The organism is Brevibacterium renqingii (genome assembly GCF_017808105.1).
GTDB classification, from domain to species: domain Bacteria; phylum Actinomycetota; class Actinomycetes; order Actinomycetales; family Brevibacteriaceae; genus Brevibacterium; species Brevibacterium renqingii.
In genome coordinates this window covers 143,440-164,627 of record NZ_JADBHF010000008.1, presented here as the reverse complement: position 1 = coordinate 164,627, position 21,188 = coordinate 143,440, and the positions used below count along the sequence as shown (strand labels likewise).

Here is a 21,188-nt window from a genome sequence, read left to right as displayed (position 1 = left end):
CCCAGGGTTCAGGAGAGCCCGAGCAGCTTGCCGCTCTTGGACAGCTCGGGGTCGGTGCACGACGACAGATCGAAGCAGCAGGGGCGGCGCTTGCCGGACTCGAGCTTCGAGATCGCGACGTCCACCCGCCGAGCCCGTGTGTCTGCGCTCTTCGTGGCTCTGATCCACCGCACCCATTCCCAGCGGGCCATCGGCGTCAGGCTCGTCCACACCTCATCGAGGTCCACGGCCGCGTCGAGAGCCGCCTGCAGATCCTCGGGCACGGTGACTTCAGGCCATTCCTTCCGCGGGTTCAGGCTGACTTCGACTGCCTCGCCGGGGGAGGTGCCTAGGCGCTGCCAGAGGTCGGGCTCGATGCTGATCCAGTGACCTCGGCGGCCGTCGGGTTCGACCACCGTGGTGAAGTCGGTGCCGTCGATGCTGCCGTCGACTGCGACCTGCCCTCGGGAGGGCAATCGGTCGCTGGCGTCCTGTGGCAGGCGCAGAATGGGCCGGTCGCCGAGAAGCTCGGCGATGGCTGGAAAGGTGATCGTTGTCGTCTCGGCGGCATCAGCGGACATATCGGTTCCTCAGTGGGCTCGGCGGTGCGGTCGCACCGGACGATCGGTTGGGAACTTCAGGATAGCGCCGCTGTCCGCAGATGACTTCTCGAATCCTGACGAAACCCGCCGATCCGAGGTGCGGCCGGTGGGCAGCGGCCGCACCTCGGTCGGGGCCTGCCCGCGTCCACCGGCCGGCCCCTGATCGGGCAGCGGTGATCAGCCGATCGCGCGCCCGACCCACTCCGGCCGATGCGTGATCGTCCGCGCAATCCTCTCGGCGATGGCGGCGGGGAAAGCCACGACCGCGTCCGTCGATTGGTCGACGTGGAGTGCCATGATCTCCTCGGTCGCGACGAGTCGCTCGTCGACGTACATCTCATAGGCCAGATGCAGCTTCTTCTCCCCGGCGCTCACGAGACTCGGGACGACGCTCAGCTGTGACCCGAGGGCCACCTCGTCGAGGTAGCGGATATGGGATTCCACGGTGTACAGCGAGGCCTTCGCCGAGTTCCGATAGTCGGCGTCGAGACCGAGGTGGTCCATCACCTGGTCGGTGGCGAAGCCGAAGACGAGCACGTAGAAGGCCTCGGACATGTGCCCGTTGTAGTCGATCCAGTCCTCGCTGACCTCTGTGAGGTAGACGGGAAGACTCTCCGCCCGGTCCGATGCGACCTCGGACGGGGTCGGCTCGGTCGGAACCGCGGCGGCAGTCGCTGCCGCATCCGCGCCATGGGTGGCGGCGAGTTCTGCGGTGAGCTTCCGCAGCGCGATGATCCCGGCGTCCCGGTGACGGACGAGATCCGGAATCGTGCGCTCGCCGCTCTCGACATCGCAGCCGGCGACGACGTCGTCTCGGAGTGTCTGGGTGAGCTCGGGTGCCGTCAGACGCGTCCACGGCGATTTCAGGGACGGTCCGAAGTGGTCGAGCATATGGGCCATCCCGCCCTCGCCGCCGGCGAGGTGGAAGGTGAGCATCGGTCCCTGGAACGGCCACCGCAGGCCGGGTCCGTCGGTGATCGAGCGGTCGAGCTGCTCGACGGTGGCCTCGCCCTGCTCGACCATGTACAGAGCTTCGCGCCACAGCGCCTCCTGGAGCCGGTTGGCGATGAATCCGGGCACCTCGCGGTCCATCCGGATCACGGACTTGCCGATGTGGGCATAGAAATCGGCTGCCCAGTCGACTGCGGAAGCCGAGCTCTCCTGGCCACCGACGACTTCGACGAGCGGGATGAGGTACGGCGGATTGAACGGGTGTCCGACGACCAGACGTTCGGGATGGGCCGCCTCGGTGGCCATCTCGGTCATGCTGTAGCCGGACGTCGAGGAGCCGATGACGATGCCCGGATCGCAGACGGCATCGACCTGGGACAGCAGCCGGCGTTTGAGGTCCAGATCCTCCGGAGCCGACTCCTGGACGAAGCCGGTTCCGGTCACTGCCTCGGCGAGGTCGGTGTGCACGGACCACGCGGTGCGGTCGGCGCCGGCGACCATGTCGAGCTCCTCGAGCGCGGGCCAGGCCGCGTCGAGGAGGCGGGAGAACTTCTCCCCGGCGTCGGGAGCGGGATCCCAGATCTTCACTCGGAAGCCCTGGGCGAGGAAATAGGCCGCCCAGCCGCCGCCGATCGTGCCGGCACCGACGCAGGTGACCGTGGTGATCGAGTCGAAGTCAGGGTAGACGACGGGGGTGTCGGTGAGGGAATCGTTCACAGATCGGCTCCTGTGATGGTCGGGGTCTGGACGCGCAGATCGAGGATCTCGCGGGCTTCGTCGGGGGTTGCCACGGACGCGCCGAGGCTCGTGATGATGTCGACGGCGCGGGAGGTGAGGTCGGCGTTCGTGGCCTTGACTCCCTTGGACATGTAGAGATTGTCCTCGAGGCCGACGCGGGCATGACCGCCTGCGAGCACGGACTGGGCGACCCAGGGCAGCTGGTTGGCACCGATGGCGAACGAGGTGAACTGCGCGCCCCTGGGCAGCATGTTGACCATGGCAGCCAGCAGTCCGGGATCAGCCGGCGCACCGTACGGGATGCCCATGCACAGCTGGTACAGCGGCGGAGCATCGATGAGGCCCTCTTCGACGAGCACGTTCGCAAACCACAGGTTGCCGGTGTCGAAGATCTCGAGTTCGGGGCGCACCCCCAGCGTCTGGATCCGCTTCGAGCCCTCCCGCAGCATGTCCGGGGTGGAGACGTAGATGTTCGAACCCTCCCCGAAGTTGAGCGTTCCGCAGTCGATCGTGCAGATCTCGGGCAGCAGCTCTTCGACATGGGGGAGACGGTCGAGGGCGTTGATGAGGTCGGTGCCCGGCATGGTCGTCAGCGGATCCTGCGGGTCGACGACGAGGTCGCCGCCCATGCCCGCCGTGAGGTTGATGACTGGGTCGACGTCGGCCGCGCGGATGCGGCGGACGACCTCGCGGTAGTAGGAGACCTCTCGCGAGCTCTGCTTGGTCTCGATGTCGCGGACGTGGATGTGGACGACAGAGGCTCCGGCGCGGGCGGCGGCGATCGCGTCATTCGCGATCTCCTCCGGGGTGACGGGAACGTGTTCGCTCTTGCCGGTCGTGTCTCCGGCCCCTGTGACTGCACAGGTGAGAATGACCTTGCGATTCATTGTGACTCCTCCTCTGGTTGGGTTCTGATGATCGAACGGGTGAGATAGGTCTGCAGTCGGATTCTGAACGTCCCGGGGTCCATGACTCCGGTGAGCACCTTGACCCCGAGCCCATCGAGCAGGGAAGTGAGCTCATCGGCCATGGCGGCACTGTCGCCGCGGCGGAAGAGCCCTTCGGCCTGACCGTCTTCGATGGTGCTGCGCACGGTCCGCGACCAGCGCTCGTAGCTGGCCGGGTACTCGGTCGAGCCTCCGTCCTCCAGCGCGAGTCGAGCCCATGTCTGCAGCCAGATCGACCACTCGCGGTGTGCTGTCTGCCCGATCGGCGACTGCAGCTCGAGCAGACGTTCGAGCCGGTGCTTCGGATCGTCGATGCCGTCGAGCCAGGCGATCTGCCGGTCGAAGGCGAGCTTGACCGAATAGTCCAGCGTGGCGGCGAAGAGCTCCGACTTGTTCGTGAAGTGGTAGTGGACGCTCGCGCTCGACACGCCCGCGGTCTCCGCGATATCGGCGATGCGCACGGAGTCATAGCCGTGTCGGGAGAAGAGGTTCCAGGCGACTTCGACGATGTGCCGGCGCGGAGTCGCCTCCGCGGCGGTCAGCCCCTCGACGTCGGTCAGGTTCTGTGCCTCGGGAGCCAGCGACTCTGGTGCCGCCGAGACCTGCGACTCGTCTCCGAGCAGCCATCTGACGGTGACTCCGGTCGACGTCGCCAGCCCGAGAAGCTCATCGGCGGTGAAGCGCCGCTGACCGGACAGGGCCTTCGACAGCTTCGTCTCGTCGATGCCGATCGCCTTGGCGACCTGCCGCTGGGACAGACCGGTGCCGACGATCGCCTCCTTGGCTCGAGACGGGGTCGAGCCGTGTCCCGGGGTGCTGCTCATGGGCCGAATCTATCCCGGAAACCGACAGATCGCAAGTATTTATGATCAATAGTCAGAACTTGCGATTACGGCATTGATGAGGAAGACGGTGGTCCGGCGAGCCGGAGGGCGGGAGCGCGCGAGTCTGATCGTGACAATCGCGCTCGCCGCGCCCACAGGAGTCGCAGTTGCCGATAGTCTCGTGCTGATGGGCCGCGCCCATCGGCATCCGACACGACCCGGGAGGACCTATGACCGACAGTCTCCACTCACGCATGCACGTCGTCTCCGATGAGACCCGCAATCTGGTGAACCTGGTCCTCGAGTATTCGAGACGGCGCACTCTGGCGGAGGACACTCCGCTCGACCACCCCACCTCCGAGGCCGAGCTGCGTCGCCTGGCCGGGCCCACCGTCACAGAGGAGGGGCTGGGCTCAGCGCGGGCGCTGGCGATCTTCGAGCACATCTTCGCTCCCGCATGCATCTCGACCGATCACCCCAAGTACCTGTCCTTCATCCCCAGTGCTCCGACGAAGGCCGCCGTGGCCTTCGACCTGGTCGTCTCCGCCAGCGCCCTCTACGGCGGTTCCTGGCTCGAAGGCGCCGGTGTCGTCCACGCCGAGAACGAGGTGCTGCGGTGGCTGGCGGGAGAGTTCGGTCTGCCGGGGACCGCCGGAGGAGTCTTCGTCCAGGGCGGGACCATCGGCAACCTCTCCGCACTCGTGGCCGCGCGCAATGCGAAGAAGGAGAAGCTGGCGGCCGCGAGGCCGGCCCGGTGGGTGATCGTGTGCAGCGCCGAGGCCCATTCGTCGGTCGCCTCGGCGGCTGAGGTCATGGACGTCGACGTCGCGCCGGTGCCCACCGGCGAGGACGGGATCCTGCGTCCCGAAGGTGTGCGTGAGGCGCTCGCAGAGCACGGTGATGCCGTGATCGCGGTCGTGGCGACCTCGGGGACGACGAATTTCGGCACCATCGACGATCTCGCGGGCATCGCGGCACTGAAGGAGGAATTCGACTTCTGGCTCCACATCGACGGCGCCTACGGTCTGGCGGCGATGCTCGCTCCTCAGGTCCGGCACCGGTTCGCCGGGGTCGAACAGGCCGATTCGCTCATCGTCGACCCGCACAAGTGGCTCTTCGCCCCGTTCGACGCCTGCGCGCTGATCTACCGTGACCCGAACACGGGGCGACGAGCGCACACGCAGCGTGCCGAGTACCTCGACACCCTCACCGAGGCGCAGGAGTGGAGCCCCTCGGACTTCGCCATCCAGCTGACACGTCGTCCGCGCGGGCTGCCGCTGTGGTACTCACTGGCCAGCTACGGCGCCGAGACCTACCGGGAGGCGATCGGTCACTCCATCGACCTGGCACGTGAGATCGCCACCGAGATCAGGCGGCGCGAGAACCTGCGTCTTGTCCGCGAACCCGAACTGTCCGTGGTCGTCTTCGAACGCGACGGCTGGCAGCGTGAGGACTACGAGGCCTGGTCGGACCGGCTTCTCGAGGATCAGCGGGCCTTCGTCGTTCCCAGTTCACATGCCGGCAGGCCCAACGCTCGGTTCGCGATCGTCAATCCGCTCACGACCTTCGACGACCTCACCGACATCCTCGATTCGATGGAGTGAAGCCGTTTTCGAGCAGGCGGCTCAGCCGTCCTGCCGCGGTCGGAGTTCGACGGTGAAGGTCGGCAGCAGCGCCTGCGTGATGGGCCCGATCCCCACCGCGTAGAGGACGGTGCCGATGCCGACCACTCCGCCGAGAAGCCAGCCGACGGCGACGACGGTGACCTCGATGAGGGTGCGCACGAGTCGGATGGAGCGTCCGGTGACGCGGGAGAGGCCGGTCATCAGACCATCGCGGGGACCCGGCCCGAACTGTGAGCCGATATACATCGCCGAGGCGGCCCCGTTGAGGACGACGCCTCCGACCATGAGCGCGATGTTCCATCCGAGATGCTCGGGGTGGGGCAGGAACAGGCGGGTGAGGTCGAGCGAGGGACCGATGAGAAGGGCGTTGAGGACCGTACCGATGCCCGGCTGCTGCCGCAGCGGGATCCAGATGAGGAGCACGACGAAGGACAGCAGTGTGACGATGGTTCCGAACGTCAGCGGCACATGCCTGAGGATACCCGAATGGAGGACGTCCCAGGGCATCATCCCCAGGCCTGCCGTGACCATCATCGCCATCGCCGCGCCGAAGAGATAGAGCCCGATGAAGAGCTGAGGCAGGCGTCGCCAGAGGCGACCGGCGCGCAGCTGTTCGATGGGCCCGATATTGGCCAATCGGCGTCCCGGTGTCGATGTCATTCGCTGGCTTTCTGATCGGTCAAGAGGCTCCCTGACCACCATTGTGGCCGAGATCGTCCGTGCGTGCAGGAAACAGCCGCCCTGCCGGATGCCGATCGGGGCGGGAGCGGGCGGTTCTGCCGGCAGCAGGACCGCGCGTACCATGAGGGCATGGGAGAGAACTACGGACTCAGTCACGATGAAGAGTATGCGACGGCGCTGACCGTCGCAGATTTCCGCACGAACATCGCCGAGGTCGACGAACGCATCGCGGCGACCGCTGCACGTTCGGGTCGCGAGCGTTCGGAGATCGAACTGCTCCCTGTGAGCAAGACCGTTCCCCAGGAGCGCATCCGCCTGGCCGTCGAGGCCGGGTGCCACAAGCTGGGGGAGAACAAGGTCCAGGAAGCGCATCGGAAGTCCCATGAAATGGCCGATCTCGACATCGACTGGGCGGTGATCGGCCATCTTCAGTCGAACAAGGCCAAAGAGGTGGCGAAGTTCGCAAGCGAATTCCAGGCTCTCGACCGGCTCAAGGTCGCACGTGCCCTCGACCGTCGGCTCCAGGGTGAGGGACGCAGCCTCGACGTGTATGTGCAGGTCAACACCTCAGCCGAGGACTCGAAGTTCGGCATGCCGCCCGAAGAGCTGCTCGGCTTCCTCCGGGCAGTGCGGGAATTCGACACGCTCAGGGTGCAGGGCCTTATGACCCTGGCGATCTTCTCTTCGGACGTCGAACGCGTGCGTCCCTGCTTCCGAATGCTCGCCGAGCTGCGCGAGCAGGCACGGGAGACCGATCCGGATCTCATCGGCGCCGGTCGGCTGTCGATGGGCATGTCCGGTGACTTCGAGGTGGCCGTCGAAGAGGGTTCGAACTGCGTCCGAGTCGGACAGGCCATCTTCGGCAAGCGCTCCGTGCCCGACTCCCATTACTGGCCGGAGAACGGCTGAACGTTCAGAGCATCGGGACGGCTTCCGTCCCCCTTCCGAGGCGCTCGCCCGAACTGCGATGACCGAAAACCGCTAGTAATGGCCGACGGCGACGAGCACAATGGAGGCATGCTCACCACCGACCAGTGCTATCAGGCCGTCGCCTCACGTGACCGACGCTTCGACGGAATGTTCTTCACGGCGGTGCGCACCACTGGCATCTTCTGCCGACCGTCCTGCCCGGCCAGGACGCCGCGGCGTGAGAACGTCGAGTTCTTCAGCACGGCTGCCGCGGCCGCTGAAGCCGGTTTCCGAGCCTGCAGGAGATGCCGGCCCGACGCCAGCCCGAACTCCCCGGACTGGGACACCCGAGGCGACGTCGTCGCTCGCGCTGTGCGACTCATCCGCGACGGCCTCATCGACCGGGCTGGGGTCGAAGGTCTGGCCGCGGAGCTCGGCTACAGCTCCCGGCAGCTCAGCCGGCTCGTGCGGGCCGAACTCGGTGCCGGACCCCTATCACTGGCTCGCACCGAGCGTGTGCGCACCGCCCGGACACTGATCGAAGCCACGGCGATGCCGATGAGCGACATCGCCTTCGCCGCCGGGTTCGCCAGCATCCGCCAGTTCAACGACACCTTCCGCGAGATGTACTCGCTCAGTCCCAGGCAGCTGCGCACCTCCGGGACGGGGGAACCTGCGGCGGACGAACTCGTGCTCCGACTCGCCTATCGCCCGCCCCTCGACTTCGAGTACCTTCTCGACTACTTGCGAGTGCGCGCAGTGAATGGAATCGAAAGCCTCGCCGGCGGAGCCTATACGCGGTCGATGCGCTTGGCGCATGGGCCGGCGGTGGTGACTCTGCGCCGAAGAGAAGGAGACTTCGTCGAGTGTCGTCTCCGGTTGGCCGACACCCGCGACCTCGGCAGCGCAGTCGCCCGAGCCCGACGGCTCCTCGACCTCGACGCCGACCCTGCGGCGGTCGAGGCGACTCTGCGCGCAGCGGGGCTGGGCAGTCTCGTCGCCTCGCATCCCGGCATACGTTCCCCCGGCCACAGTGATCCCATCGAATTGGCGCTGCGCACCGTGCTCGGACAGCAGATCTCTCTGGCCGCGGCACGCACACATCTTCAACGCCTCGTCGCCGGCGCCGGAGAACTGCTTCCTCCGGAGCTGAGGGCTGCGGGCGTCGATCGGCTGTTTCCCACCGCCGCGACGATCGCTGCTGTGCCCGCCGAGGACTGGGCTCTGCCGGCCGCACGGATCCGCACGATCCATGCACTCTCGACATCCCTGGCGGAGGGGAGCCTGGACCTCGGAGCCGGCAGTGATCGGTCGGACGCGGATCGTCGGCTCCTCGCCCTGCCGGGGATCGGACCCTGGAGCAGCGGATACATCCGCATGCGCGCTCTCGGCGACCCCGATGTCTTCCTCGCCTCCGATCTCGGGGTGAAGAAGGCCCTGACCGAGATCGACGCCTCCGGCGTGAGGGCGCGGGGCGATGAGGAATGGGCAGACGTCCTCTCGGCCGTCAGCCCCTGGCGCTCCTACCTCACCCACATCCTCTGGGCACATCACTCGAAGACGACTCGATGAGCGAACCTCAACGCACAGACCATATGATCAAGGACGGCTGATATGACCACAATCAACGATTCATCGACCACCTCCGCGCTCCGATTGCCGAATTCTTCGGCGCCGGTCCATTCGACGGTGCTCGGCACGGCGGTCGGTCCCGTGCTGCTGACATCCGATGGTGAACACCTCACCGGGCTCTATCTCGATACCTCCGATGAGATCACGCGACGCGTGCACGCAGGCTATGGGGTCGTACCGACGCCTGCCGATGGGCTGGCGATCTTCACCGAAACCGAGGCACAGCTGCGGGAGTACTTTGCGGGCGACCGCACCGAGTTCGATCTGCCGCTCGCGGCGGTGGGCACCGAGTTCCAACGTTCGGTCTGGAAGGCTCTCACCGGGATTCCCTATGGTCGGACCGCCGGCTACGGCGAACTGGCGGCAGCGCTGGGAAGACCAGGCGCCGCCCGAGCTGTGGGAGCGGCGAACGGGAAGAACCCCATCAGCATCGTCGTCCCGTGCCATCGGGTGATCGGTGCCGATGGGTCTCTCACCGGGTATGCGTGGGGTGAGGAGAAGAAGCGGCATCTGCTCGACCTCGAGCAGATGCGGAGGAGGAGAACCGACGGAGCAGCGAACTGAGCTGCCCGGACGCGGCGGGCCTCCTCAGCCGGCGGTGATGGGGAGGCTGTCGCTCTCCCCGTACTGTTCTTTGGCGATCTTCAGATTCGCCCAGCAGTCCACCTCAGCAACGCCCTCGATGCCACGAAGGCGATCCATCGTCTCGACGAGTTCGTGGGCCGATTCGGCCGAAATCGTTGCGATGAAGTCAAAGGAACCGATGGCGACCGCCAAGAACTCGGGCTGGAGAGCTGTGAGCCGTGGCACGAGCTCGCCTACAGGCACGCTTGCTCGAAGCCCGACGCCCAGCGTCGGCGTCTCGGGCTGTCCGGTGCGAACCGGAATGCCGACGACCTTGATCGCCCCGCCCCTGAGCAGCCTGTCGAATCGCAGACGCGCCCCGCTGGGGGACAGGCCAGAGGCTTCCCCCAGTTGTCGATAGGAGGCTCGCGCATCAGTGTGGAGGTGCCTGATGATCGCACGGTCGGCCTCATCGATCGTCAGTGGAGTCGCAGCCGTGTGGAACGGCGAGAAGCGATTGACCTCGATTGACTCATAGAGTGTGGTGCGGACGTCGCTGACACCCGGAAGCTGGAGAATGGTGTCGAGGGTGCGCCGCAGATGAGGGTCAGGGCCGACTCTCACTTCGGCGTCAATGGAATAGCGGCCGGCGACATCGGCGACGAAGGTGGTCTCCTGCATCGACACGAGTGCGTCCCGTGCAGGATGCACGGGGCCCAAGACGGCGATCTGCAGGTAAGCGAACCGTTCGAGGCCCAAGAGAGCCGGACTGATCGACACAGTCAGACGAAGTTCATCGCGAGCGACAGCAGTCTGCACAATGGAGGCGACCTGGTGACGCGGCAGTCTCACAGCCTTGGCGATGTGAGCGAAGCTGGCTCGGCCATCGTCTCGAAGCGCTTGCAACACCCTTCTCTGTGACTGTTCGGAAACGTGTCCCGGCATGCTACCTCCCAAGATCGAAAAGCACAGTCGATACAGTTTCGCATGAATGGACCGTGCAGGGAGCTGTGAAATGAACTGATTGGTCGAGTTGCCTGACAAACGTGCACTCACAGCCAAATAGGCCTCGCGAATGGCTATGGCGATGTGCACTGAGACACTATTCTCGCTGGCATGACGAAAATCGCGTGTTGCCAGTACGCCCCAGTCTTCGGCGATGTCCGTTCGAACGTGGCCGAGAGCCTTGCGCTCTTCCACCGGGCGGTCGACGGCGGTGCTCGAGTCGTCGTCTTTCCAGAATTGGCCAGCTCGGGATACGCGTTCGCGGACTCGGTCGAAGCCGACGCTGCTGCTGAAACCGCTGACGGACTCGCGGTATCGAGCTGGAGGCAGGCCGCTGATGAGAGGGGTGCGATCGTCGTTGCCGGCTTCTGCGAAGCCAACGAGCATGGGGCGCCCTACAACAGCGCAGCTGTTCTCGTTCCGGGACGGGCCCCCGTCATCTACCGCAAAGCCCATCTCTGGGACGCCGAACGGACGGTCTTCACTGCCGGTGAGGCCGCCCCGCCGGTCATCGAGACAGAGCATGGTCGAATCTCCGTCGTCATCTGCTACGATCTCGAGTTCCCCGAATGGATCCGTAACCCAGCGCTGCGTGGGGCAGACCTGATCTGCGCCCCTGTCAATTGGCCGAGGATGCCGCGGCCGGCGGGGGAGAGGCCCGGCGAAGTCGTGCGCACCCAGGCGCAGGCGGCGATGAACCGTGTCTCCATCGCCGCGTGCGACCGCACGGGTGTCGAACGCGGCATCGACTGGACATCGGCATCAGTGATCGTCGATGCGAACGGATGGCCGCTCGATATGGCCGATCTCGACCAGAGCCGGACAGAGACCATCACCGCGGACGTCGATCTGAGCGAGAGCAGAAACAAGAAGCTGTCCGCATACAGCGATGTCTTCGCCGATCGCCGGACCGATCTCTACTCTGCGATGCGGAGCGATGCGCACGGCACGTCCGAATCTGCAATGAGCGAAGACCCACAGCGCTGAAGAGCGCCGACCTCAGGAGACAATGATGTCATCACAGTTGCACTCAGAGAGAACCGACTCGGTCATCGAATCCAGATCGATCGATGTCGTCCCCGAGTCCGAACGCCACGGAAAGGTCTGGCACCAGGGCCCATTCTGGTTCGCCGGAAACTTCGTCCTGACAACTCTCGTCGTGGGCTTCACCGGCCCGACGATGGGGCTGAGTCTGGGATTCTCCATTCTCGCGGTCGTCCTCGGGGTGGGCTTCGGAACCTTCTTCATGGCATTCCACGCCAACCAGGGACCGACGATGGGGTTGGCGCAGATGATCCAATCCCGGGCGCAGTTCGGCAGCCGTGGGGTTCTGCTGCCCTTCATCGCAACAGTCTTCGTCTACGTCGGATTCCTCGTCTTCGACACCATCCTCGTCGCTCAGGGCATCGGAATCTTCCCAGAGGCGACATGGTTCTGGTACCCGATCATCATCGCTGTGTCGATCGTCATCGCCGTGGTCGGCCATGACCTTCTCCACCTTATCCAAAGGTGGATGACCTATATCCTGATCGCAGTGTTCCTCGTGATCACCGTCTTCGCGGTCATCCACTTCCCGAGCGCGGACATCGCCGCCGCCGCGCCGGTCAGGACCGCAGGCTGGACGGTCTCCGGATTCCTCGTCCAGTTCTCACTCGCCGCCGGATACAACATCAGCTACTCCGTCTACGTCTCCGACTACACCCGCTATCTGCCGCGCAATTCGTCGGCGCCGAAGCTCATCGGCTCCGTCTACGCAGGCGCCGGGTTGTCTGCAGTGTGGCTGATGTCCCTGGGGGCGCTGCTGGCCAGCTATATTCCGGATGCCGATCCGATCTCCACCCTCCGCAGTGTCGGCGACATGGTATTCCCTGGGTTCGGGACGGTCGCAGTGCTCGTCTCGTCGATCGCATTGGTCTCGATCATGGGCGTCAACGCCTACGGTGCGATGCTCACAGGAGCCAGCGCGATCGATGGCTTCAGACCGATGAAGCCGACCGTGCGTCTGCGAGTGGTGGCCTTGGTCATCGTCGGCACAGTCTCGCTCGTGATTGCCTTGGCCATTCCGGACGACTACCTCGACAGCTTCAACAGCTTCGTCGGGCTGATGCTGTATTTCCTCATTCCCTGGACAGCTGTCAACCTCGTCGACTTCTACCTCGTTCGGCGTGGTCGATATGCTCTTGACGATATCGTCGACGGCAACGGTGTCTATGGGCGATGGGCTTGGAAAGGCTTGACGGCTTACGCGGTCGGATTCGTCGCGATGATCCCGTTCTTCTCGCTCTCTTTCTACACGGGACCGGTTGCGTCGATGATCGATGGCGCAGACATGTCGTTCGCGGTCGGACTGCTGGTGTCCGGGCTGACCTACTTCTTCCTCACGCGCAGCCAGCCTGCGAAGTTGGCGGAAGAAGAGGCGATCCGGCGAAGTGCGGTGGAGTTCGGGCTCGACGAACACTGAGCGTCCTTGACCGCCTCGGCCGAGGCAGATACGACGAAGCGCCGGGACCCGATGATCGAATCCCGGCGCTTCTGCGGTGGAGGTAAGGGGATTCGAACCCCTGACCTTCTCCATGCCATGGAGACGCGCTACCAACTGCGCCATACCCCCGCTTGCCTGAACAATATTACCCAGATGTGGGTGTCAGACCAAATCGGCAGACGGTGACGCTCGACACAGTTTCTTATCGATGGTGGGGGCCCCGCTGACGCGCGCCGCAGGAGGTCAGGTGCACGGCTCGACCACCGCTTGCCAGGTGCGCACCCGCCCCCGGTGGTCGGGTGCGCGGCTCGACCACCGGTGGCCAGATGGACGACTTGGCCTCAGCCAGGTCAGATGAACGGCCTGACCTGGCTGAGGTAGCGCACGAGGTCCCGGTCGCGCTGCTCACTGATGAGCTGGTCGCGTCGGAATGCGCGCAGGCGGGCCTCTTGCCTCCGTGCCGTCTTCTGACGGCGCGACTCGGCGCTGGTGGCCGGGCGACGTGCCCACCGAATGAGCTTCATTCCGGTGCTCAGAGCCCAGCGTCGGGGAAAGGTGAATGGAAATGTGGTCGACACAATGAATCCTCTGATTCTTCAAAGCAGGAGATATCCGGAAAATGGGCAGGGGATATCGCCGAAAAGGTCATGGACGAAAGAATTCTGAAAAGAAACACCTGAGAAGGTGTGGCATTTCAGTATGAATACGATGAATCCGGATATGTGCTCGGGGCGAGGTCATGCCGAATTCACAGATCAGCATTCTTCGGAAGTCTGAACGGAGACGGTGGGTCAGGAACTCCACCGACCAATCAGACTCTCCGTCAGAGAGTCTCCTCAGCAGCAGTGCTGTGGTCGTTGCGAAGTCCGGACGGAATTCCGTCGGATCCCGAGCGAACGGGCCGGGCGAAAGGCTTGCCTGAGTTCAGGTCGCCGCTTGCAATGAGCTCTGCGGCAACCACGGTCCAACCGGTGGAGAAAGACGCGGATAACAGCTGTTCGTCAGCCGGCGAGTCCTTGTCCGCCAATGGGGCAGGCAGCTGGTTCGTGGCAAGGCGTTCGAAGGTCGGGCCCTGTGAAATGAATATTCATCGAAGCTGCGCTCCTCTCATGGTCGTGGATCTCGCGTGAACGGCGTCGGCGCTCACTGTGGTCGATGTGCAATCAGGTTTATTTCTGCGAATCCGTAATTGCACTGTCGAATTTAGCACAGAAGATATCGTGTGCGGAAGTTTTGTTCATTATATTCCCGAATGGATTTCACAGTGCAGTGAGGCAAGCCCGACTGGTGATCGCGCCGTGAACACAGCCTCCATTCAGGGCTCGTGGCGTGCGCCACGATGAGAATGCTCAACCAGCAACGTAGAATCGATGCGGACGTGCATCTACAGGGGAGTTGAGAATGTCAGAGACCGCCAGCACTCGACGACTGGTCGTCGGGTACATCGCCACCGATCGGGGTCGTGACGCGATCGCACTGGGCATCTCGGTCGCCCGCTCCATCGACATCGAACTGGTCGTGACCATCGTGCGCCCGGAGGCGTCGACGATTCTGTCCGGGGGAGCGGTGCCGAAGGACGGCGCCGGCATTGTGGAGCAGCAGATCGACGAATGGCTCGAGGAGGCCATGGCGCTCATCCCCGACGACGTTCGTGCGAAGGGAGTCATCCACATCGCCTCCAACGAGTCGAAGGGACTAATGGAGGTCGCTGAGAGCGAAGGTGCCCTCGGCATCGTCATCGGAGCGCGCGCGACCACCCTCATGCGGCAGCTGCGAATCGGCACGGTCGCCTCTGCGCTGCTGCATTCGTCGACGGTCCCGGTCTTCCTCGCCCCGCACGGCAGATCGGATATCGGACCGATCTCACGCGTCACCGCACTCTACGGCGCCCGGCCCGGCGCTTCCTCCCTCATCGGTGCCGCTGTCGAGACGGCCTACGGTCTCGGAGTCGACCTGCGTCTGCTGTCGCTGATCGAGAACGACGGCCTCTTTGAGGACGAGGTCGCCGAGCTCACCGAATTCGCCGAACAGTACGGTGGAGCGGTCCTGGCCGAACATGCATCTGAGATGCTCGCCTCCGGACGCGCGGTGGTCAAATCGCAGGCCGGAGCCGATATCGAAGAGGCCGCGGAGAACATCGACTGGCAGTCGGGCGATGTCGCGTTCGTCGGCTCGAGCCGTCTGGGCCGCGGCGGAAAGGTCGCCATCGGTGCACGAGCCCGACGACTGCTGCGGGTCCTGCCGGTGCCGGTCGTCGTCGTTCCGCGTCGCGCGGTCAGCACGAGTCGGCCGGCCGCACACTGAGCGTTTCGAGACAGTGAGGACGAGACCGTCTCGCCGGATCGAACTGCGTCTGGGCTCGCATACGACTTCCGCCTGGGTGCACCCCGGAGACCCTGAACATCGACCGCTGCTCATGGTGCACGGATTCCGCGGGGACCATCACGGGATGGACCTCATTGCCGGAGACATCCGTGGTCGAGAGGTCATCGTCCCCGATCTGCCGGGGTTCGGCCGGACTCCACCGCTGGAATCGGGATCTGGGCTGAAGTCCTTCGTCGACTACCTCCTCGCACTCCACGCTGAGATCACCCGGCTGCGGCAGACGGTGCCGATCATGGTCGGGCACTCCTTCGGCTCGATCATCGTCAGCCACCTGGCTGCCGCGCATCCCGAAGCGGTTCCCGAGCTCGTCCTCATCAACCCGATCACCAGTCCGGCTCTGGAGGGCTCGGCCCGCTTCCTCACCGCGCTCACCCGGATCTACTACTCGTTCGGTGCCTGGCTGCCCGAACGTCCGGGGCGCGCGCTTCTGGGCAATCGACTGATCGTGCGGGCCATGAGCGAGGTGATGGCGACGACTGCCGATCGCGGTCTGCGACGATACGTCCACGATCAGCATGCCCAGCACTTCTCGTCGTTCTCCGATCGGAAGTCCCTGGCAGAGGCGTTTGCGACATCGGTCGAGCACACCGTCACCGAGGTGGCCGCGGACCTGAGCATGCCGACCCTCGTCATCGCCGGCGATCGTGACACGATCGCGCCCATCGGGCCCACCCGTGCATTCGTCGCCCGGCTGTCCGACGTCGAGTTCGTCGAATTGCCCGGAGTCGGTCACCTCGTGCACTACGAACGGTCGGCCGAAGCCGCCGCGGCGATCATGAGCTTCTCCGCAGGGCGGGACTGACCGGACACCGGCCTCCGCGGTCGGTCGGCCGGGATGCCTGGCCCAGCCGGCGGGGTGAGCAGATGATGCGTGAGAACGACCGGACGGTTCCCGGAAACGACGAAGGGCCGCTGCGCACCAGCGCAACGGCCCTCTGTCGATCATCGACTCAGCAGATCAGGGGCGAGGGTCACGGACCCAGTGGTAGACCATCGGGACGAGGAACGCGAAGCATGAAGCGAGCAGACCGCCCCAGAACACCCAGAACTCAGTGCCTTCGGGTGAGGAGAACGCCGCCCCGAACAGGTATAGGCCGAACAGGAAGAGAGCGAACGAGATGATGAAGACGATGACATCGGCAAAGGATGCTGAGTTGCGGGTTCGCTTCGTGGCGGCAGTATTGGACATGGTCTCCTCCGGCGGTGTTTCTGGTGGTCATGCTGACACTCTGGGCACAGTCTACATTGCGTAGAGAGCTTTGCTCATCTCCGGTCGTGCTCGGCGCTTCGCTCGGGGACCAGCCAGCCGAGGAGGGCCGAGACGATCGAGACGATGACCGCGGCGAGGATGGCGGAGAAGAAGAAGGAGTCGATGGTGAATTCGAATGGGGTGAATCCGCTGAGCCAGCTCGTCAGCGCCAGCATGATCGCATTGATCACGATCGAGAACAGGCCCAGGGTCAGGCAGGTGATCGGGGCGGAGACGAAGCTGAGGATCGGTTTGATGAACGCGTTGGCCAGTCCGAAGATGAGCCCGATGACGAGATAGGAGATGATCATGGCCGGAATCGTCCCGGTCTGCTCCTCGACGATCCGATTCCCTGTGATCGTCACGCCGGGCAGAATCCAGGACGCCACCCAGATCGCACAGGCGTTGACGACGACTCGAGAGAAGAAATTCATATCGCTCATCCTCGCAGATCGATCTGCGTTCTTTCTGAGTCGCGGATGGGAATGAGGTCCGTGCCGACCTGCCGAAGAACCTTGCCCGTGACGCTCTCGATCACCCTTCGCAGACCGGATTCCACTCGTATCCGGAGCCCGAAACCAGTAGCCTGAAGTCTGAACCCATCGGTTCGAACAGCAGAGTGCATCTACCGAGTGATTTGATCCAGGTCACCACGGCGGCACGAACTCCCGCTCGCGCGGGAGAAGACGAAACTGGATTGGTATGACTGACAGCGACATCTCCACATCGGCAGGCAGGCGGACCGAACCGACCCTGTTCTCGGCAGTCGGCCGCAGCTACTTCCCGATCGCGTTCATCGCTCGCATGCCCTTCGCCATGATCGTCGTCGGGGTGCTCACCCTCGTCGTCGCCGGCCGTGGATCGCTCAGTCTCGGCGGGATCAACTCGGCCGTGGTGGGTTTGGGCACTGCTCTTTTCGGCTCCTTCATCGGCGCGGCCGCTGACCGCTGGGGCCAACGCCATGTGCTGCTCGTCGTCGGCGTTCTCAACTGTCTGGCACTGGCATTCATGGCGTGGGTCGTCTTCAGTCCGCTGCCCGACTTCGTCGTCTTCATCGCCGCCTTCGCGATCGGCGCCACCTCGCCGCAGGTGGCGCCGATGTCCCGCTCCCGGCTCGTCGACGTCATCATGGCGGCACTTCCGCAGGCGCGACGGCCGAAGGTGCTCAACGCCACGATGGCCTATGAGTCCGCCGCCGACGAAGTCATCTTCGTATTCGGCCCGTTCGTCGTCGGTCTCCTGGCCACCTTCTTTCGCCCGGTGGCGCCGATCATCGGAGCCATCGTCATGACCCTCGTCTTCGTCACGGCCTTCGCCCTGCACCCTACCGGGCGGGCCCGGTCCGCAGGTGGAGCCGCCGGCCTCGGCGAGCGTGCACCGGCAAAGGGCATGTTCACTCCCGGTGTCTTCGTCGTGGTCGTAGGAGTGTTCGGCGTCGGTATGGTGTTCGGATCGACGCTGACCGCCCTGACCGCGCTGACGAATGATCTGGGCCGGCCGGAGGAGGCGGGTCTCGTCTACGGCGTCATGGGCATCGGCTCTGCGGTGCTGGCGATCTCGGTGGCGGCCTTCCCCTCCTCCTTCTCCCTGTGGGCCCGGCTGCTGTGCTTCGCGCCGATCTTGGTCACCGGGTCGGTGATCCTCGCCTCATCGGAATCCATGCCGATCATCGTCCTCGCACTGCTGCTCATGGGATCGGCCATCGGACCGAGCCTGGTCACGCTGTTCAGCCTCGCGGCCGAACGGGCCCCGCGGGGACGTTCGGCGACAGTGATGTCGATGGCCGGCTCAGCGATCATCGTCGGCCAATCCGCGGCCGCGGCGATCAACGGCATCCTCGCTGATGAGCAGGGCACGTCCACCGCCATGGCCGTACCGGTGGCCGCCTCGGCGATCGTCTTCCTCGCCGGCGCACTCAATCTCTTCGTCGGCTCCGAACGCCGAACCAAGAGATCCGCGCAGGAGCGCAGAGCGCTCGTCGACGGCGAAGAGATCTGAATCACGTCCATCTTCCGCTTTCTGGGACGCTGAGTCCCAGTCTCCGACTGGTGTGACCGCGTGTGCGGCGAAGAGTAGGATGTGCGCTGGTCCATCGTGAAGCACACCACGAGATGTGTGCTTTCACACCACTACGGAAAGCACACAATGTCTTCAAGCACCTCGACGACCGAGGCAGTCCGGAGCGATACTCGCTTCTTCGGGCATCCCCTCCCGCTCATGCAGCTGTTCAGCCTGGAACTGTGGGAGCGGTTCTCCTACTACGGGATGAATGGCATCCTCGCCATCTACCTCTACTTCAGCGTCACCAAGGGTGGGCTCGGCCTGGACCAGGGCACTGCCGTGGGCATCGTCGGTGCATACGGCGGCGCCGTCTTCCTCGCGACGATCCTCGGCGCCTGGGTCGCCGACCGTCTGGCCGGTGCCGAGAAGGTGCTCTTCTACTCGGCGATCATCATCATGCTCGGCCATATCTGCCTTGCCCTCGTGCCCGGATTCGGAGGAGTCGCACTCGGTCTGATCCTCGTGGCACTGGGCTCCGGCGGTCTCAAGGCCAATGCCTCGGCACTGGTCGGTGAACTCTATGAGGAGAAGGACCCGCGCCGGGATGCCGGTTTCACGATCTTCTACATGGGTGTGAACATCGGTGCGATGTTCGGACCGCTGATCACCGGCATCCTGCAGAAGGAGATCGGCTTCCACTACGGATTCGGTGCCGCTGCGGTCGGAATGGCCCTCGGCCTGATCATCTACGTCACCGGCCGGAAGAACCTGCCGCCCGAGTCGCGGACCGCGGTCAATCCGCTGCCGAAGTCGAAGCTCTACCTCTTCATCGTCGCCGTTGTGGTCGTCGTCCTCCTCGCGGTGGTGCTGTGGATGACGAAGCTGGTCAACCCCGAGAACATCGACTGGTGGATCGCCGGCATCTCGGCCGGCGCCGCGGCCTGCTACATCATCGTCATGTACACCTCGCCGCAGACGAACGCCGAGGAGCGCTCCCGTGTCCTCGCCTTCATCCCGTTCTTCCTCACGAGCGTGGTCTTCTGGTCGATGTACCAGCAGATCTTCGGCGTGCTCACCGTCTACTCGGACACGCAGCTCAATCGTTCGATCTTCGGCTGGGAGATGCCGATCAACTGGATCCAGCTGATCCCGGCGATGTTCGTCATCATCTTCGCTCCGCTGTTCGCGACCATGTGGATGAAGCTCGGGCCGAAGCAGATCTCGACACCGGTCAAGGCCGGGCTCTCGCTGGTGTTCATCGGCATCGGCTTCCTCATGTTCCTGCCCTACGCCGACGCCGGGGCGAACGAGACTCCGCTGCTGTGGGTCGCTCTCATCCTCGCGGTGTTCGTCTTCGGTGAGCTGCTCATCTCTCCTGTCGGTCTGTCGTTCTCGACGAAGGTCTCGCCGAAGGTGTTCCAGTCGCAGATGATCGCGGTCTTCTTCCTCGCCTCGGGTGTGGGCACAGCACTGTCCGGTGTGCTCGGCGGCTACTTCTCCACCGACAACCAGGTCCCGTACTGGACGTCGATCGGCGGCGCCTCCGTCGTGCTCGGCCTGCTCGCACTCACCCTGACGAAGCCGATGCTCAAGCTGCTGCGCGGCATCCGCTGACCTGCTGACTCAGCGTCTGTCCGAGGGCCTCTCGAACCAATGGTTCCGAGGGGCCCTCGGCTTGTCTGCGCAGGAAGGGGACGCTGAACCTCAGACGCCGAAGAATATGGGCAGCGTCTGCGGGTGGTGGGCGTGGACGATGGTGAGGAAGACGAGGGCGTCGAAGAGCAGATGCACCGTGACCGTATACGGCAAGGACTTCGTGCGCGTGAAGATGAACGCTTGGACGAGGGCGAAGGGGATCGTCAGCAGCGGCCCGATCGAACGGTATCCGAGCTCCCACAGGAACGACACGAAGATGACCGTCGTGAACGCGTTCGCGGTCCAGAACGTGAAGTGTTTCCGCAGCAGCGCGAAGACCGTGCAGATGAAGAACAGCTCGTCCCAGATGCCCACTGCGTTGACTCCGAAGAAGAGCCGCAGGATCTCCGACCACCCGGTGATCGGCGGCCAATTCTGATAGACGCCGGTGCGCAGGAAGTACTGCGGCAGGACCGCCCATGCGGTGACGACGACGAAGGCCAGCCATGCCCACTCGAGACGCGACCAGGGCTGCCCCCGGCGCAGCGGGAACTTGATCGTGTCATCCCCGAACACATACCGAGTCACCAGCCAGGGACCGACGACGACCGTTGAGAGCACGAGGCCCATGCGGGCGATGTTCGTCCAGGAGATGTCCGCTTCCACCGAAATCGCGGAGATCAGCGCAAGGCAGCCGGTGATGATGCTGAGGTCGCGGGCGAAACGTCGATTCGCACTCCACGCCACGACCAGTGCGAGCAGCATCGGACCATATCCGAAGGCTCGGACCTGCGGAAACGTCGTCCCCAAGCCGAAGAGGACGACGGCAGAGAGAGCCAGCAGTGCCGCCGCGGCGGCTTCCCAGGACATCAGGCCATGGCGCGCGTCGTTCGCGGTGTCTGCATGATCGGTGTCCACGATGGACACTGTAGACGAGGAGCGCTCGACCGGCGATGAGTCCACGCGATGTGACGCGTAG

The 21,188-nt window shown here is 64.6% G+C and carries 20 protein-coding genes and 1 tRNA gene; 10 read left to right on the top strand and 11 right to left on the bottom strand.

Annotation, left to right across the window (positions count from 1 at the left end; genetic code table 11):
- Positions 1 to 8 precede the first annotated feature (8 nt).
- From IHE57_RS10210 to IHE57_RS10195, 4 genes are all read right to left on the bottom strand, one after another.
- A complete protein-coding gene (locus tag IHE57_RS10210) occupies positions 9 to 560 on the bottom strand; it encodes a YdeI/OmpD-associated family protein (protein ID WP_209372857.1) in 552 nt (183 codons plus the stop codon).
- A 198-nt stretch (positions 561 to 758) separates the two neighbouring features.
- Positions 759 to 2,249: a 3-hydroxyacyl-CoA dehydrogenase NAD-binding domain-containing protein gene (locus IHE57_RS16730; RefSeq protein WP_209372855.1), complete on the bottom strand. Its 1,491-nt coding sequence runs from the start codon at positions 2,247 to 2,249 to the stop codon at positions 759 to 761.
- A complete protein-coding gene (locus IHE57_RS10200) occupies positions 2,246 to 3,157 on the bottom strand; it encodes a beta-keto acid cleavage family enzyme (protein WP_209325167.1) in 912 nt (303 codons plus the stop codon). The genes IHE57_RS16730 and IHE57_RS10200 overlap by 4 nt, the downstream gene beginning before the upstream one ends.
- The gene (locus IHE57_RS10195) at positions 3,154 to 4,041 is read right to left on the bottom strand and encodes a TetR family transcriptional regulator C-terminal domain-containing protein (RefSeq protein WP_209325168.1); all 888 of its coding nucleotides are present in this window, start codon (positions 4,039 to 4,041) and stop codon (positions 3,154 to 3,156) included. Before IHE57_RS10195 ends, IHE57_RS10200 begins: the two co-directional genes overlap by 4 nt.
- Positions 4,042 to 4,271: 230 nt before the next feature.
- Between IHE57_RS10195 and IHE57_RS10190 the strand changes: the two genes are divergently transcribed.
- Complete coding sequence (locus tag IHE57_RS10190; protein WP_209372853.1) at positions 4,272 to 5,645, top strand: pyridoxal phosphate-dependent decarboxylase family protein; 1,374 nt, start codon at positions 4,272 to 4,274, stop codon at positions 5,643 to 5,645.
- A 21-nt stretch (positions 5,646 to 5,666) separates the two neighbouring features.
- On the opposite strand, the gene yczE is transcribed toward IHE57_RS10190, so the two are convergent.
- Positions 5,667 to 6,326, bottom strand: coding sequence for a membrane protein YczE (gene yczE / locus IHE57_RS10185; RefSeq protein WP_209372851.1), 660 nt, complete (start codon positions 6,324 to 6,326; stop codon positions 5,667 to 5,669).
- Positions 6,327 to 6,476: 150 nt separating this feature from the next.
- Here yczE and IHE57_RS10180 point away from each other — a divergent pair, with 150 nt between their 5' ends.
- The 3 genes from IHE57_RS10180 to IHE57_RS10170 all read left to right on the top strand — a co-directional run bounded on the left by IHE57_RS10180 (position 6,477) and on the right by IHE57_RS10170 (position 9,452).
- Complete coding sequence (locus IHE57_RS10180) at positions 6,477 to 7,256, top strand: YggS family pyridoxal phosphate-dependent enzyme (RefSeq protein WP_209372849.1); 780 nt, start codon at positions 6,477 to 6,479, stop codon at positions 7,254 to 7,256.
- A 108-nt stretch (positions 7,257 to 7,364) separates the two neighbouring features.
- Positions 7,365 to 8,828, top strand: a complete 1,464-nt coding sequence (locus IHE57_RS10175) for an AlkA N-terminal domain-containing protein (RefSeq protein ID WP_209372847.1) — start codon at positions 7,365 to 7,367, stop codon at positions 8,826 to 8,828.
- Between the two features lie 42 nt (positions 8,829 to 8,870).
- Positions 8,871 to 9,452, top strand: coding sequence for a methylated-DNA--[protein]-cysteine S-methyltransferase (locus tag IHE57_RS10170; RefSeq protein ID WP_209372845.1), 582 nt, complete (start codon positions 8,871 to 8,873; stop codon positions 9,450 to 9,452).
- Between the two features lie 24 nt (positions 9,453 to 9,476).
- On the opposite strand, the gene IHE57_RS16725 is transcribed toward IHE57_RS10170, so the two are convergent.
- Positions 9,477 to 10,547 carry an Lrp/AsnC family transcriptional regulator gene (locus tag IHE57_RS16725; protein WP_209372843.1) on the bottom strand — a complete coding sequence of 357 codons (1,071 nt, stop codon included), beginning with the start codon at positions 10,545 to 10,547 and terminating at the stop codon, positions 9,477 to 9,479.
- A gap of 21 nt (positions 10,548 to 10,568) precedes the next feature.
- Here IHE57_RS16725 and IHE57_RS10160 point away from each other — a divergent pair, with 21 nt between their 5' ends.
- Positions 10,569 to 11,444 (top strand): nitrilase-related carbon-nitrogen hydrolase, encoded by an 876-nt coding sequence (locus IHE57_RS10160; protein ID WP_209372841.1) that lies wholly within the window; start codon positions 10,569 to 10,571, stop codon positions 11,442 to 11,444.
- Positions 11,445 to 11,469: 25 nt separating this feature from the next.
- Positions 11,470 to 12,918 (top strand): purine-cytosine permease family protein, encoded by a 1,449-nt coding sequence (locus IHE57_RS10155; protein WP_209372839.1) that lies wholly within the window; start codon positions 11,470 to 11,472, stop codon positions 12,916 to 12,918.
- A 77-nt stretch (positions 12,919 to 12,995) separates the two neighbouring features.
- Here the strand turns inward: IHE57_RS10155 and IHE57_RS10150 are convergent.
- Together IHE57_RS10150 and IHE57_RS10145 are read right to left on the bottom strand one after the other, a co-directional pair.
- A tRNA-Ala gene (locus tag IHE57_RS10150) sits at positions 12,996 to 13,068 on the bottom strand.
- 221 nt (positions 13,069 to 13,289) lie between these two features.
- Complete coding sequence (locus IHE57_RS10145; RefSeq protein ID WP_209325177.1) at positions 13,290 to 13,517, bottom strand: hypothetical protein; 228 nt, start codon at positions 13,515 to 13,517, stop codon at positions 13,290 to 13,292.
- A gap of 823 nt (positions 13,518 to 14,340) precedes the next feature.
- Here IHE57_RS10145 and IHE57_RS10140 point away from each other — a divergent pair.
- Both IHE57_RS10140 and IHE57_RS10135 read left to right on the top strand, forming a co-directional pair.
- Entirely contained in the window at positions 14,341 to 15,243 is a 903-nt protein-coding gene (locus IHE57_RS10140) for a universal stress protein (RefSeq protein ID WP_209325178.1), read from the top strand.
- 13 nt (positions 15,244 to 15,256) lie between these two features.
- Positions 15,257 to 16,126: an alpha/beta fold hydrolase gene (locus tag IHE57_RS10135; protein WP_343071869.1), complete on the top strand. Its 870-nt coding sequence runs from the start codon at positions 15,257 to 15,259 to the stop codon at positions 16,124 to 16,126.
- Positions 16,127 to 16,282: 156 nt separating this feature from the next.
- Here IHE57_RS10135 and IHE57_RS10130 read toward each other — a convergent pair whose 3' ends face one another.
- A complete protein-coding gene (locus tag IHE57_RS10130; RefSeq protein ID WP_209325179.1) occupies positions 16,283 to 16,513 on the bottom strand; it encodes a hypothetical protein in 231 nt (76 codons plus the stop codon).
- A 74-nt stretch (positions 16,514 to 16,587) separates the two neighbouring features.
- Complete coding sequence (locus IHE57_RS10125) at positions 16,588 to 17,007, bottom strand: phage holin family protein (protein ID WP_209325180.1); 420 nt, start codon at positions 17,005 to 17,007, stop codon at positions 16,588 to 16,590.
- A 268-nt stretch (positions 17,008 to 17,275) separates the two neighbouring features.
- On the opposite strand from IHE57_RS10125, the gene IHE57_RS10120 reads away from it, so the two are divergent.
- Positions 17,276 to 18,571 (top strand): MFS transporter, encoded by a 1,296-nt coding sequence (locus tag IHE57_RS10120; RefSeq protein ID WP_209372831.1) that lies wholly within the window; start codon positions 17,276 to 17,278, stop codon positions 18,569 to 18,571.
- A gap of 147 nt (positions 18,572 to 18,718) precedes the next feature.
- Positions 18,719 to 20,188 carry a peptide MFS transporter gene (locus IHE57_RS10115; RefSeq protein ID WP_209325182.1) on the top strand — a complete coding sequence of 490 codons (1,470 nt, stop codon included), beginning with the start codon at positions 18,719 to 18,721 and terminating at the stop codon, positions 20,186 to 20,188.
- A gap of 90 nt (positions 20,189 to 20,278) precedes the next feature.
- Here IHE57_RS10115 and IHE57_RS10110 read toward each other — a convergent pair whose 3' ends face one another.
- Positions 20,279 to 21,127 carry a CPBP family intramembrane glutamic endopeptidase gene (locus IHE57_RS10110; RefSeq protein ID WP_366933926.1) on the bottom strand — a complete coding sequence of 283 codons (849 nt, stop codon included), beginning with the start codon at positions 21,125 to 21,127 and terminating at the stop codon, positions 20,279 to 20,281.
- Between the last annotated feature and the right edge of the window lie 61 nt (positions 21,128 to 21,188).